The sequence below is a fragment of the Bradyrhizobium sp. CCH5-F6 genome, from assembly GCF_001556045.1.
Classification (GTDB): domain Bacteria; phylum Pseudomonadota; class Alphaproteobacteria; order Rhizobiales; family Xanthobacteraceae; genus Bradyrhizobium.
The window spans coordinates 1-13,981 of sequence record NZ_LSIC01000018.1 but is presented as its reverse complement, the minus strand read 5'-3'; the positions used below and the strand labels follow the sequence as shown (position 1 = coordinate 13,981).

Here is a 13,981-nt window from a genome sequence, read left to right as displayed (position 1 = left end):
TTCCCGAATACCGGCTTTGCGCCGTTGTTGGTCTATGCAGTTTTCTGACAATGGGTGCAGACGCCCGTGATCTCCACCACGGACAATTTGGGGGCGAAGCCTGAGGCGCGCGCGGCCGCGTTGAGGTCCTTGGCGAAGGACGCCGACGGGATCTCGCCGACCAGGCCGCAGCGCTCGCAGATCAGGAACGCCACGGCCGAGGTCGAGTCGTGATCATGGGCGGCGCAGGCGAGATAGGCATTGCGGCTCTCGATGCGGTGCACGAGGCCGTTGGCCATCAGGAAATCGAGCGCACGATAGACCGTGATCGGCGCCGGCCGCGCCATCGACTTGGCGAGCTCGTCGATCACCTCATAGGCGCCGAGCGGCCGGTGGCTGGAGAGCAGCGCACTCAGCACCTGGCGGCGGATCGGCGTGAATTTCTGCGCGCGCTGCTCGCAAACCTCCTCGGCATGCGCCAGCGCGTCCGCGGTGCAGCGGCCGTGATCGTGGTCGGGCGCGGGAAATGCCGGCTTTGCGAGGGTCATGCGGGTGCCTTCTAGCATTTCGGCGGGGGAACCCAAAGCACCAGGGGCGAGGGGGTTGCCAGCCATGCTCTCGCCGCGGGACAGCGTCCCGCCGACCCCGCGTGAAATAATCATAAGCTTGCTTATTATAAACAAGCTTATTGGAGACGAAGCTCATGAGCCGCGGGTCGGTCGACCAGAACTTCCTTTTTACGCTCGGCGAGCTCTACCGTCTGTTGCGCGTCTATGCCGACAAGGAGGCCTCGCGATTCGGCATCACCCGCGCGCAATGGGCGGTGCTGGCCAAGGTCGAGCGCAGCGAGGGCATGAAGCAATCCGAGCTCGCCGAGCTTCTGGAGATGCAGCCGATCACGCTGACGCGCCTGATCGATAAGCTCTGCGACAATGACTGGATCGAACGCCGCAGCGATGCTTCGGATCGCCGCGTCAAGCGTCTGCACCTCAAGAAGGCCGGGCGGCAATTGCTCGGCAAGATGAGCGGGCTGAAGTCCGAGCTCACGGCCAACGCCCTCGAAGGCATCAACCCGGCGGACGCCCATCGTCTCCTCAGCCAGCTCGAGACGATCAAGGAAAACGTGCGGACGGCGATCCAGACCAGCGGCGCGGAACAAGCACGGAAGGAGCAGCGCTATGGCTGACCAGATCCTCAAGTTCCAACCCGAGCAAAAGACCGACGGCCGCAAGCCGACCAAGAAAGCCGGCACCGATCCCCGCCGCCGCCTGGTGGCGGGCCTGCGTCGCTACCGCCGCTTCCTGCTCCTGGTCGTGCTGCCGGTCGTCGTCGCCATCGGCGGCCTCACCTTCTATCTCCATGGCGGCCGCTACGTCGGCACCGACAATGCCTATGTCGGCGCACAAAAGGTGCTGGTGACGCCCGACATCTCCGGCAAAATCCAGAAGGTGATCGTGAAAGAAGGCCAGACGGTCAAGCGGGGCGACGAGCTGTTCGAGATCGACCCCGTGCCGTTCCGCCATGCCGTCGAGGAAGCCAAGGCGCAACTCGCGCAGGCCCGCACGACCTACGACAACTTGGTCGCCAACATCAAGATCTACGGCGATATGCTCAATCTGGCGCAGCAGGGCATCGACTTGAGGCAGCGCGACGTCGAGCGCAAGCAGGCGCTGGTGAAGAACAATTTCGGCTCGCAGCTCGATCTCGACAACGCGTCGAACGCACTGGTCACCGCCGGGGCGCAGGCGCAATACATCAAGCAGCAGCTCTCCAATGCCAAGACGCAATTGCTCGGCAACCCTGACCTGCCGCTCGAGCAATTCCCGCTTTACGCTCAGGCGAAAGCCAAGCTGGATGACGCCGAGCGCAACCTCAATCATACCATGCTGCGCGCGCCGATGGATGGTGTGGCGACGCAGGTCGAGCAGATCCAGCTCGGCCGCTATGTCGCCGCAGGTACGCCGGTGTTTTCCATCATCGACGTCGCCCATCCCTGGGTCGACGCCAATCCGAAGGAGAGCGATCTCACTTACGTGACCGAAGGACAGCCCGTGACGCTCGTCGTCGACGCGTTCCCGAACCACGTCTTCAAAGGCAAGATCGGTTCGCTCTCGCCCGGCACCGGCGCGCAGTTCGCCATCCTGCCGCCGCAGAACGCCATGGGCAATTTCGTCAAGGTGGTCCAGCGCGTGCCGATCCGCATCTATTTCGACGAGACCGACGAACATGTGCGGAAGCTGAAGGCTGGCATGAGCGTCTATGCCACCATCGATACCGGCCACCAGCGCTCGCTCGCCGGCCTGTTCGGCCTGTCGGCAACCGCGAGCCAGGACAACGACAAAGACTAAGCCAGAGACTGCAACCGGGCCGATCCGATGTCCGATATCAACGCCAGCCTGACGGTCCCCGGCCTGCGCCGGAACATGGTGACGATCTGCGCCATGACCGCGACCATCATGCAGGCGCTGGACACCACCATCGCCAACGTCGCCCTGCCATACATGCAGGGCACGCTGTCGGCATCGCAGGACCAGATCAACTGGGTGCTGACCTCCTACATCGTCGCCGCCGCGATCATGACGGCGCCGGTGGGCTGGATCTCCAACCGCTTCGGCCGCAAGCGCATCTTCATCATCTGTTCGGCCGGCTTCACGATGGCGTCTGTATTGTGCGGGCTGGCGCAGGACATCAATCAGATGGTGCTGTTCCGTCTGCTCCAGGGCGTGTTCGGAGCGGCTCTGGTCCCGCTATCCCAGTCGGTGATGCTCGACTACTACACGCTCCAGGAACGCGCCAAGGCGATGTCGATCTGGGGCATGGGCGTGATGATGGGTCCGATCATGGGCCCCTCGCTCGGCGCTTGGCTCACCGAGACCTATTCCTGGCACTGGGTGTTTTTCGTCAACCTGCCGTTCGGCGCGATCACGGTCATCGGACTGATTGTCTTCATGGACGAGACCCGAAAGGATATCAGCCTCAAATTCGACTGGTTCGGCTTCGCCGCGCTGGCCGTCGCGATCGGCGCCCTGCAGCTCGCGCTCGATCGCGGCGAGCAATTGGGCTGGCTCGAATCCAGTGAGATTCTCGCGGAATTCATCATCTCGGCAGTTGCCTTCTATTTCTTCCTCTCGCACTCCTTCACGACGTCGACGCCGTTCATCCGCTTCGCGCTGTTTCGGGATCGCAACTTCGTCACCGGCTGCGTTTTCATGATCGTCATGGGGCTCGTGCTGTTCTCGACCATGGCGCTGGCCTCGCCCTACATGCAGAACGTGATCGGCTATCCCATCATCACCGCCGGCCTGCTGCTTGCGACCCGCGGCATCGGCACTTTCTTCGCCATGATGCTGGTCGGTCGCATGATGCGTTATTTTGAGGCGCGCACGCTGATCATCGCCGGCCTGACGCTGACCGCCGGCTCGCTTTTCCAGATGACCTCCTGGACCGATTTGACCCAGGTACCGGAGATCGTCACCGTCAGCGTCATCCAGGGCTTCGGCTTCGGCCTCGTCTTCGTGCCGCTCTCGACAGTGGCGTTCCTGACGCTGTCGAACGATTTGCGCACCGATGGCTCCGCGATGCTGACCCTGGTGCGCAACGTCGCGAGCTCGGTCGGCATCTCCGTCGTCATCGCCGAGCTGACGCAGGGAACGAGACGGACCTATGCGATCCTGTCCGAGCACATCAACCCGTTCAATCATGCGCTGCAGATGCCCGACGTCAGCGGCATGATCAATCTATCCACCGACACCGGCCGCGCCATGGCCGACAGAATGGTCAGCATACAGGCGCAGATCATCGCCTTCGCGCACGACTACCAGCTGGTGATGGTCTTCATCCTCTGCACCATCCCGCTCGCCTTCCTGATCGGCTCGACCAAGGCTACGCTGCGCAAGCAGGCGGCGGGACCGGAACATGCGGTGATGGAGTAGGGTCGACTTCGCGCGATCTCGTGTCCCGGTCGCGGTGCAGCACGTAGCGATGCGATGCGTCCGGGGCACGAGAGATCATCCCAACAGTTCCTCGCAGCCGAGATCATCCACTGCCGCGAACACCCGTTCCAGATTATTCCACCAGATCAGCGGCGGGATGTTGATGCTCCACTGCCAGACCGGCCTCGTGATGTGCCAGAGCACCGCCCAGCGGTAGTCACGATCGAGCGCGCCGCGCGTGTAGCCGGTGATGCCGCTTTCGATCAGCGTGTCGTGGTAGAGACCGAGCAGCGGGCGTTCGAGCGCCTGCCGGCGTTCCGGATACCAATGCAAGGCCATCATGAAGGCGAGGTCGTTGGTCGGAACGTTGACGCTCCAAAGATCGAAGTCGAAGATGCGCACGGTATCGGCAACGCCCGCGCGCGGCAGCAGGAAATTCCAGGTATGAGCATCGCCATGGGTGATGCTCATGTTGCGCCGTGAATGATAACGCCCGGAGAGCCGTTCCGACCGATCGATGAGGCGACGATAGAGGATCCGCCGTTCCTCGCTGAGACGATCCCCGAGCAGATCGGCGAACCGGTCATAATGGCCCGCAAACGTCTCCATGCGTTGCGCGCTGTCCTCCGTGCTTGCCCAGGTGCCGACGGGGTCGCCAAGTCCGGGATGGTCCCACCAGGCTGCGTGCCAGCGTGCGAGCGTTGTAACGATCGCAATTGCCTGATCGCGCGATGGCGGCAGCGGCCAGGCCGTCGCGATGTCGTGGCTGTCCGTGAGGTCTTCGAGCAGAAGATGCCAGGCGAGGCTGTCCTCATCGAAATGTCCGTCGAAGCAGCGGGGCACGAGTCCCGGCGGCATGCTCGGCGTCAGCTGCGTGTAGTATGCGATCTCGCGCCGGCCGCCATTTGCCAGCGTCTGCGCGAACGCGGCATTGGGAGTCTTCAGGATCAACGACTGCGGGGCGCCGGCGGATTCGCCGACATAGCGCAGGCCGAGACGGATGATATGTGACACGACGGTGTCGCGCTGGTGCAGCACCTTCACTTCGCGCACCGCGCCGGCGTCCAGCACGCCGCCCCGGCGCAGCGCGGCCGTCAGTCGGGCGGGCTCAACGACCGCCGGCAATTGTGGAGATGTCATGAACCACGATGCCCCTGTCCCGCGCCATACTGCACGATCTCACTGCCGGGCACCAGCGGCCGAGCTGCCGTCAGGTTCAGGCTGCCGCGGTCGAATCGTGCACGGTCCGCACGACGACCGTCCGTAGCTGTTCGAGATTGGCCGCCATCCCGGCGATCGCCTGCCTGACCTCCGCGGCGCGTTCGTTCACGGAGGCGGCGTCGCGGCTGACATCGCCGATCTTGGCCGAGACCTCCTTCGCTGCGGATGCGGATTCGGAAATCGAGCGCGTGATCTCGCGCGTCGCGGCATCCTGCTCTTCCATCGCAGCGGCGACCGAGGTCGCCACGCCGTCGATCTCGACGATGTGGCCCCCCATGGCCTCGACCGCATCGACCGCCGCCTGCGTCGAAGTCTGGATTTCGGCAATCAGCCGTCCGATCTCTTCGGTGGATTTGGCGGTCTGGTCGGACAGGGATTTCACCTCGGCGGCAACTACCGCGAAGCCGCGGCCGGCTTCGCCGGCGCGCGCCGCCTCGATGGTCGCGTTGAGCGCGAGGAGATTGGTCTGGCCGGCGATGCCGCCGATGAGATCGGAGACTTCGGCGATCTTCTTCACCGACCCGGCCAGCGCCTGGATGGTCGAACGCGCCTGCTCGCGGCCGGCGACCGCCGATTTGGTGACGTTGCTGGTCCGTGCGACCTGGCTTGCGATATCACGGATCGAGGCGCTCAATTCTTCGGCCGCAGCCGAGACGGCCTGCGAGCTGCCGAGGGCCTGCGTAGAGGCCGCCGCGACGGCCTGCGACTGCGCAGAGAGCGACTTTGCGATCTCCGACAGACCGGAAGCGGCCCGCTCGACGCCTTGAGTAGCCGCGGTCGCGGTATCGACCGAGCGGCCCGTCTCGCGCTCGACCGTCTCGGCCATCTGATGCAGGGCGGAGCGCTTGGCAAGCGTCGCCTCCTGCTCCTGCCGCAGTTGCTCCTCGCGCAGGCGGGAATTCTCGACCGCCGCCTGCTTGAACACCAGGAGCGCACCCGCCATCGAGCCGACCTCGTCCTGGCGGTGCGCGAACGGAATGTCGGCGGCGAGATCGCCGGTCGCGAGCTTCTGCATCGTCTCCGTCATGCGCACGATCGGACGGACCACCCCGAGGGCAACACCAAGCAGACCGGCGGCAATGAAGGCCAGAACGGCCGCGGAGACGCCGAGGAGGATATAGAGGATGGAGCTGTCGCGGTCCGCGGCCAGCTTCTCCATGGCGGCATTCTGCTTGTTCGCGTTCTCGACGATGCTGTCGATGACGGCGCGATGCGCAGTATAAGCGTCCTTGAGCTGCGCATAGGCGCGCTCGGAAGCAGCCGCGTCCTTGGCCTTGAGGGCCGGCAGGAGCTGGTCGGACGCCTTCCAGAATTTCTGCACCTCCGCATCGGATTTCGACACCAGCGCGGTCTTGAGGTCGGGCGAGAGGCTGGAGGACACCCAGAACGCCTTGCGCTCGTCGTAGTCCTTGCGGAGCTGGACCAGGCGCTCAGCATGGGCCGCCAGCTGGTCCGGCTCGCGCATGGCGAGGGTGGCCTCGAGATAGGCCTCGATGACATATTCCGGCGGCGGCAGGATATCGGCGATCAGGTCGTTGCCGAGCTTGATGTCGGAATAGAGCGGGCCGCCGACCTTGAGCTCGCGCAGCGCATAGAGGCTGGTGGAAACGACCGCCGTAAAGCCGATGGCAAGAACGATCCCGAAAGCGACGATCGCGGAGGACAATGACAGACGGATTTTCATGAAGTGATCCACGGCGCGCGCTGAAGCCGCGAGCAGCCTAGATCAATATGGTAAATGCGGAATTGCCCCGCAGGAACGTCCCGGAAGAAAGGCTCCGCAAAACTACGGGAGTTGGACGTCGTTCTATCGGATTTAGGTCAACGGGACTGACGCACAGGCGCGCAAGAGACGATCGGGCCGGATGCACGGCAACGCCCACCGCGACTGCGCTGAATAAGGAACGTGGTGCCGACGACCTGGCTTCGCCGGCACGCTCGCTCAGACCTCGAAGAACACCGTCTCGTCGTCGCCCTGGAGCCGCAGGTCGAGCCGATACACCGGCTTGCCGGCCTCGCGCACCGCGGTCAGCGTGGCGCGGCGATCCGCCGGCACCAAGGCCAGCACCGGATCGGCCGCGTTGCCAGCCTCGTCACTGAAATAGATCCGGGTGTAGAGATGCCGCAGCATGCCGCGGCCGAACACGGCAAGCAGGATGTGAGGCGCCTGCGGCTTCCCGTCGGGATCCGGCACCGCGCCCGGCTTGATGGTCTCGAAGGCGTAGTTGCCGTCCTTGTCGGTACCGCAGCGGGCAAAGCCGCGGAAGCTCGCATTCGGCAGCGCACGCTTGTCCTGCGGGTCGGAGAAGCGGCCTTGCCCATCCGCCTGCCAGATCTCCAGCATGCAGTCCGGCACGGCAACGCCGTCGCCGTCGAACACGCGGCCCTCGATGCGGATGCGGTCGCCCGAGACGTCGGGGGTCAGTGTCGAGTTGGTGAAAGCGTCGTTCCAGGCGTATTCGCCGTTCGGCGTCAGGCCGTATTTGAAGAACGGACCGACCGTCTGCGATGGGGTGATCCCGTTGGACTCTTGCACTTAATGGTTCTCCATGGGGGTGGCGTTCTTGCCGCGCAGCACGATGTCGAAGCGATAGCACAGCGCCCATTCGGGTTTTGTGTTCTCGAGATCGAACGACGAGACCATCCGCGCCCTCGCCTTCTCGTCCGGCACCGAGTTGAAGATCGGGTCGAACGGGAACAAGGGATCGTTCGGGAAGTACATCTGCGTCACGAGGCGCGTGACGAAGGAATAGCCGAACACCGAGAGATGAATGTGCGCGGGGCGCCAGGCGTTATGATGATTGCCCCAGGGGTAGGCGCCGGGCTTGATGGTGACGAACCGATAGTATCCGGAAGCATCGCTCACGGTGCGGCCCGCGCCGGTGAAGTTCGGATCGAGCGGCGCCGGGTGCTGGTCGCGGACATGCACGTAGCGGCCGCAGGAATTGGCCTGCCAGATCTCGACCAGCGAGTTCGGCACGCCGCGGCCGTCCTCGTCGCGCACATGGCCGTGCACGATGATGCGCTCGCCGATCGGCTCGCCGCTGTGCTGGGTGGTGAGATCATTGTCGCCCTCGCGCACGGTTTCGTGGCCGTAGACCGGGCCGGTCAGTTCCGACAGCGTGTGGCGCATGGGGATCAGCGGCTTGTTCGGCGCGCGCTTGATCGAGCTCTTGTACTCGGGCGACAGCGGCAGCGGATGTGCCTTGTTGCTGTCAGTGGGATAGATGAATGTCATCGGCGAACTCCTCCCCGGCCATTGGAGTCCGGCCGGTCAACGCTTCCGCCGATCATTATAGGATATAACTAATTTGGGGAAGCGGGTTTCCTTCGCCTCTCCCCGCTTGCGGGGAGAGGCGAGAGAAACCACGATCAGTTCAGCTTCTCGATCGCGACCGCGACGCCCTGACCGACGCCGACGCACATGGTGGCGAGCGCGAGCTTGCCGCCGCGCTTTTCCATGCCGTGCACGGCGGTGAGCGCGAGGCGCGCGCCGCTCATGCCGAGCGGATGGCCGAGTGCGATCGCGCCGCCATGCGGGTTGACGAAATCCGCATCGTCCTTGACCCCGAGCTGGCGCAGGCAGGCGATGCCCTGCGAGGCGAAGGCTTCGTTCAGCTCGATCAGGTCGAAATCGCTGATCTTCTTGCCGAGGCGCTCCATCAGCTTGCGAGTGGCCGGCACGGGACCAATGCCCATGATCCGCGGCGGCACGCCGGCCGAGGCAAGGCCGAGGATGCGCGCACGGGGCGTCAGGCCGTGCTTCTTCACCGCGGCTTCCGAGGCCAGGATCATGGCGGCGGCGCCGTCATTGACGCCGGAGGCATTGCCGGCCGTCACCGTGCCGGGATTGCGCACGATCGGCTTCAGCTTGGCGAGACCTTCCAGCGTGGTCTCGGGGCGCGGATGCTCGTCCTTGTCGATGGTGATGGGACCGGCCTTGCCGCCGGGGATGGTGATCGGCGTGATCTCCTCGGCGAAATAGCCGGCTGCGATCGCGGCGCCTGCGCGCTGCTGCGAACGGATGGCGAAGGCGTCCTGATCGGCGCGCGAAACCTGGAATTCCTCGGCGACGTTCTCGCCGGTCTCGGGCATGGCATCGACGCCGTACTGCGCCTTCAGCAGCGGATTGATGAAGCGCCAGCCGATGGTGGTGTCGAAGATTTCGGCCGAGCGCGAGAAGGCCTCCTGCGCCTTGCCCATCACGAACGGCGCACGCGTCATCGACTCGACGCCGCCTGCGATGGCGAGTTCGATCTCGCCGGAACGGATGGCGCGGCCCGCCGCGCCGACTGCATCCAGGCCCGAGGCGCAGAGCCGGTTCAGGGTCTGGCCGGGAACCGAATCCGGCAGGCCCGCCAGCAGCAGCGCCATGCGCGCCACGTTGCGGTTGTCCTCGCCGGCCTGGTTGGCGCAGCCGAAGAAGACTTCGTCCACCTGCGCCCAGTCGAGATTGGGATGCTTGGCCATCAGCGCCTTGATCGGGGCGGCGGCGAGATCATCGGCGCGCACCTTGGCGAGCGAGCCGCCGAAGCGGCCGATCGGGGTCCGCACGGCATCGCAGATAAAGACGTCACGCATCGTTGTTCTCCCTGAATGCCGCGGTCCGGCCAAATTCTTCAATGTCGGCGGAGTTTTAGGAGGGCGCCCGCGGCAGGTCAATTGACGGTTTCGCGGGTGGCATATTCAGAACTCTCCGTCATTCCGGGGCGCGACGAAGTCGCGAGCCCGGAATCCATCCCGCCGCGCGATTTGCCGCCCGATGGATTCCGGGCCTGCGCCTGTCGGCGCATCCCGGAATGACGACCGGGAATGTGGCAGCACCTCGCACCCCACTGCGGACAACGTGGAAAACCCGCCCTACTAAGCCAAACCGATAGGATGCTCAGGCGAAATTTTGTAGGTTGCGCCGCCCATGACGATGCAACAGCCGATACCTGTCCCGCCCCCCGACGAGGCGCCCGCGCCGCAGGCCGAAGCCGCCGCGCGCGTCACGCCGATGATGGAACAGTACCTCGAGATCAAGGCGGCGCATCAGGGCCTGCTGCTGTTCTACCGGATGGGCGACTTTTACGAGCTGTTCTTCGAGGACGCCGAGATCGCCTCCAGGACGCTCGGCATCGTCTTGACCAAGCGCGGCAAGCACCAGGGCGCGGATATCCCGATGTGCGGCGTGCCGGTCGAGCGCTCCGAGGATTATCTGCATCGCCTCATCGGCGCCGGCCACCGGGTCGCGGTGTGCGAGCAGACCGAGGATCCCGCCGCGGCCAAGGCGCGCGGCAACAAGAGCGTGGTGCGCCGCGGCGTGGTGCGGCTGGTCACGCCGGGCACACTGACCGAGGACACGCTGCTGGATGCGCGTGCCAACAACTACCTGCTGGCGATCGCGCGTGCCCGCTCCTCCGCTGGCGGCGACCGCTTCGGTCTCGCCTGGATCGACATCTCGACCGCCGAGTTCATGGTGACGGAATGCGCCGGAGGCGAGCTCGCCGCGACGCTGGCGCGCATCAATCCGAACGAGGCGATCGTCACCGACGCGCTCTACAACGACAGCGAGCTCGGACAGACCCTGCGCGAACTGCCGGCGGTGACGCCGCTGACCCGCGACGTCTTCGACGGCGCGACCGCCGAGAAGCGGCTGTGCGACTACTTTGCCGTCGCAACCATGGACGGGCTCTCCCAGCTCACGCGCCTGGAGGCCACCGCCGCGGCGGCTGCCGTCACCTATGTCGACCGCACCCAGGTCGGCAAGCACCCGCCGCTGTCGCCGCCTGCGCGCGAAGCCTCGGGCGCGACCATGGCGATCGATCCGGCCACCCGCGCCAATCTCGAGCTGACGCGGACATTGGCAGGGGAACGCCGCGGCTCGCTGCTCGACGCCATCGACTGCACGGTGACCTCCGCCGGCTCGCGCCTGCTGGCGCAGCGGCTGGCGGCGCCGCTGACCGATGCCGCGGCGATCGCCCGGCGGCTCGACGCGGTCAGCGCCTTCGTGGCGGATTCCGCCGCGCGCGAAGACATCCGAAGCATCCTGCGCGGCGCACCCGACATGTCGCGCGCGCTCGCCCGTCTCTCGGTCGGCCGCGGCGGACCGCGCGACCTCGCCGGCATCCGCGACGGCATCATGGCCGCCGACCAGGCGCTCGCGCGGCTTGGCGAATTGGACCAGCCGCCGCAGGAGATCGCCGCGGTGATGGCGGCGCTGCAGCGCCCGTCGCGCGCGCTCGCATCCGAGTTTGCCAGAGCGCTCGACGAACAATTGCCCCTGATCAAGCGCGACGGCGGCTTCGTTCGACAGGGCTATGAGCCTGCATTGGACGAAGCGCGCAATTTGCGCGACGCCTCGCGCCTGGTCGTGGCCTCGATGCAGGCGCGCTACGCCGACAATACCGGCGTGAAGGGCCTGAAGATCCGGCACAACAACGTGCTTGGCTATTTCGTCGAGGTCACGGCGCAGCACGGCGACAAGCTGATGTCGCCGCCGCTGAACGCCACCTTCATCCATCGCCAGACGCTGGCCGGCCAGGTGCGCTTCACCACCTCCGAGCTCGGCGAGATCGAGGCCAAGATCGCCAATGCCGGCGATCGCGCGCTCGGGCTCGAGCTCGAGATCTTCGAGCGGCTCTGCGCCAAGGCGCTCGCGATCAGCGACGATCTGCGCGCTGCGGCGCAAGGTTTTGCGCTGCTGGACGTCGCGACGTCGCTCGCCAAGCTCGCGGTCGACGAGAACTATGTGCGGCCGGAAGTCGACGGATCGCTGGGCTTTGCGATCGAGGCCGGCCGCCATCCCGTGGTCGAGCAGGCCCTCAAGCGCAACGGCGAGCCGTTCATCGCCAATGCCTGCGACTTGTCGCCGGCGCCCGGACAGAAGTCCGGCCAGCTCTGGCTACTGACCGGCCCGAACATGGCCGGTAAATCGACCTTCCTGCGCCAGAACGCGCTGATTGCCCTCTTGGCGCAGATCGGCAGCTTCGTGCCGGCCACGCGCGCGCGGATCGGCATCGTCGACCGCCTGTTCTCGCGCGTCGGCGCCGCCGACGACCTCGCGCGCGGCCGCTCCACCTTCATGGTCGAGATGGTCGAGACCGCGGCGATCCTGAACCAGGCCGGCGAGCGCTCGCTGGTGATTCTGGATGAGATCGGGCGCGGCACGGCCACCTTCGATGGCCTGTCGATCGCCTGGGCCGCCATCGAGCATCTGCACGAGAGCAACCGCTGCCGCACGCTGTTCGCCACGCATTATCACGAGCTGACCGCGCTCTCCGCCAAGCTGCCGCGGATGTTCAATGCGACGGTGCGGGTGAAGGAATGGCAGGGCAATGTCGTGTTCCTGCACGAGGTGCTGCCGGGCTCGGCCGACCGCTCCTACGGCATCCAGGTCGCCAAGCTCGCCGGCCTGCCACCCGCCGTGATCACGCGCGCCAAGTCGGTGCTGGCCAAGCTGGAGGCGCAGGACCGCGGCCAGACCGCACGGGCGCTGGCCGACGATCTGCCGCTGTTCGCCGTGCCCTCACGCGCCGCAGCGGAAGCCGCACCACCGAGCGAAGCCGAGCTGCTGATGCAAGCCGTGAAGGCGCTGCATCCGGACGAGATGTCCCCGCGCGAAGCGCTCGATGCGTTATATGCGTTGAAGGCGAAGCTGCCGAAGCAGTGAGCGCGCCGTAGCCCGGATGAGCGGAGCGATATCCGGGACACCTGTTCCCGCATATCGCTCCGCTCATGCGGGCTACGATACTTTTAGCGCCGAGAGAGAGGTGGCGCCTTACGCCCTCGCCGCGATCGCCGCCGCTTCCGCCGCGGCGCGCTGCATGCTGTTCGACATCTCGTTCGTGACGGTGCTTTGCTCCTCGACGGCGGCGGCGGTGGAAGTCACGTATTCGCTGACGCTGGTGATCGCCTGCTTGATCGAACCGAGCGCGCTGACGACGTCGCCGGAGATGCCGTTGAGGCTGCCGATCTCCTGGCCGATCTTGTCGGTCGCCTGCTTGGCCTGGTTGGCGAGGCTCTTGACCTCGGACGCGACCACCGCGAAGCCGCGGCCCGCCTCGCCGGCTCGCGCGGATTCGATCGTGGCGTTGAGCGCGAGCAGGTTGATCTGCCCCGTGATGTTGTTGATCATCTCGACGATGCCGCTCATCGCCTGTGCGGCTTCGGTGAGGCGCTGGGCCTGCGCGTCGGCGGCTGCGACCTGCTCCACCGCGCCCATCGCGGTCTCGCGCGACTTGGTCATGGCCTCGGAGATCTCCCGCACCGAGGCGTTGAGCTCCTCCGAGCCGGCGGCGACCGATTCCATCATGCCGCGGACGCGCTCGTTGCCCATGCGGACCAGCACCTGCCGGGTCGTGTCGGTGGCATATTTCACCACCTTGAACGGCTTGCCGTTGAGATCGAGGATCGGATTGTAGGACGCCTGGATGTAGACCTCCTTGCCGCCCTTGCCGATGCGCTTGTATTCCGCCGCCTGATACTGGCCGCGGTTGAGCGCGGCCCAGAACTCGCGATAGGCGGCACCGTCGCGCTCACTGGGATCGACGAACATGCTGTGATGCTTGCCCTTGATCTCGGCCAGCGTATAGCCGAGCGCGCCGAGGAAATTGGCGTTGGCCGTGATGATCGTGCCGTCCATGTTGAACTCGATCACCGCCTGGGCCTTGTCGATCGCCGCGATCTGGCCGGCGAGATCGGCATTCTTCAGCTTCTCCGCGGTGACGTCGGTTGCGAACTTGGCGACGCCGAACGGCTTGCCGTTCTCGTCGAGCAACGGATTGTAGGACGCGAGAATCCACACCTCGCGGCCGCCCTTGCCGATGCGCTTGTATTCGGCCGCCTGGTATTCACCACGATTGAGG

The 13,981-nt window shown here is 65.6% G+C and carries 11 protein-coding genes; 4 read left to right on the top strand and 7 right to left on the bottom strand.

Annotated elements, in window-relative coordinates; all coding sequences use genetic code 11:
* Window positions 1-32 precede the first annotated feature (32 nt).
* The gene (locus AX729_RS03805; protein ID WP_061020574.1) at window positions 33-527 is read right to left on the bottom strand and encodes a Fur family transcriptional regulator; all 495 of its coding nucleotides are present in this window, start codon (window positions 525-527) and stop codon (window positions 33-35) included.
* Between the two features lie 155 nt (window positions 528-682).
* Between AX729_RS03805 and AX729_RS03800 the strand changes: the two genes are divergently transcribed.
* From AX729_RS03800 to AX729_RS03790, 3 genes are read left to right on the top strand one after another with little or no spacing between them, the layout of a single operon-like run.
* On the top strand, window positions 683-1,165 hold the full coding sequence (locus AX729_RS03800) for a MarR family winged helix-turn-helix transcriptional regulator (protein ID WP_061020657.1): 483 nt from the start codon (window positions 683-685) through the stop codon (window positions 1,163-1,165).
* A complete protein-coding gene (locus AX729_RS03795; protein WP_061020573.1) occupies window positions 1,158-2,327 on the top strand; it encodes an HlyD family secretion protein in 1,170 nt (389 codons plus the stop codon). The genes AX729_RS03800 and AX729_RS03795 overlap by 8 nt, the downstream gene beginning before the upstream one ends.
* Window positions 2,328-2,354: 27 nt before the next feature.
* Complete coding sequence (locus AX729_RS03790; RefSeq protein WP_061020572.1) at window positions 2,355-3,911, top strand: MDR family MFS transporter; 1,557 nt, start codon at window positions 2,355-2,357, stop codon at window positions 3,909-3,911.
* A gap of 75 nt (window positions 3,912-3,986) precedes the next feature.
* Here AX729_RS03790 and AX729_RS03785 read toward each other — a convergent pair whose 3' ends face one another.
* The 5 genes from AX729_RS03785 to pcaF form a co-directional block, all read right to left on the bottom strand.
* A complete protein-coding gene (locus AX729_RS03785; RefSeq protein ID WP_061020571.1) occupies window positions 3,987-5,051 on the bottom strand; it encodes a phosphotransferase in 1,065 nt (354 codons plus the stop codon).
* Window positions 5,052-5,127: 76 nt separating this feature from the next.
* A complete protein-coding gene (locus AX729_RS03780) occupies window positions 5,128-6,816 on the bottom strand; it encodes a methyl-accepting chemotaxis protein (protein ID WP_061020570.1) in 1,689 nt (562 codons plus the stop codon).
* Between the two features lie 258 nt (window positions 6,817-7,074).
* Window positions 7,075-7,668, bottom strand: coding sequence for a protocatechuate 3,4-dioxygenase subunit alpha (gene pcaG, locus AX729_RS03775; RefSeq protein ID WP_061020569.1), 594 nt, complete (start codon window positions 7,666-7,668; stop codon window positions 7,075-7,077).
* Window positions 7,669-8,370, bottom strand: a complete 702-nt coding sequence (gene pcaH, locus AX729_RS03770; protein WP_061020568.1) for a protocatechuate 3,4-dioxygenase subunit beta — start codon at window positions 8,368-8,370, stop codon at window positions 7,669-7,671. It lies immediately after the preceding gene.
* A gap of 134 nt (window positions 8,371-8,504) precedes the next feature.
* Window positions 8,505-9,713, bottom strand: coding sequence for a 3-oxoadipyl-CoA thiolase (gene pcaF / locus AX729_RS03765; protein ID WP_061020567.1), 1,209 nt, complete (start codon window positions 9,711-9,713; stop codon window positions 8,505-8,507).
* Window positions 9,714-10,047: 334 nt separating this feature from the next.
* Between pcaF and mutS the strand changes: the two genes are divergently transcribed.
* A complete protein-coding gene (mutS, locus tag AX729_RS03760; RefSeq protein WP_061020566.1) occupies window positions 10,048-12,786 on the top strand; it encodes a DNA mismatch repair protein MutS in 2,739 nt (912 codons plus the stop codon).
* A gap of 108 nt (window positions 12,787-12,894) precedes the next feature.
* Here the strand turns inward: mutS and AX729_RS03755 are convergent.
* On the bottom strand, window positions 12,895-13,981 hold a 1,087-nt coding region (locus AX729_RS03755; RefSeq protein ID WP_156456692.1), incomplete at its 5' end, for a methyl-accepting chemotaxis protein.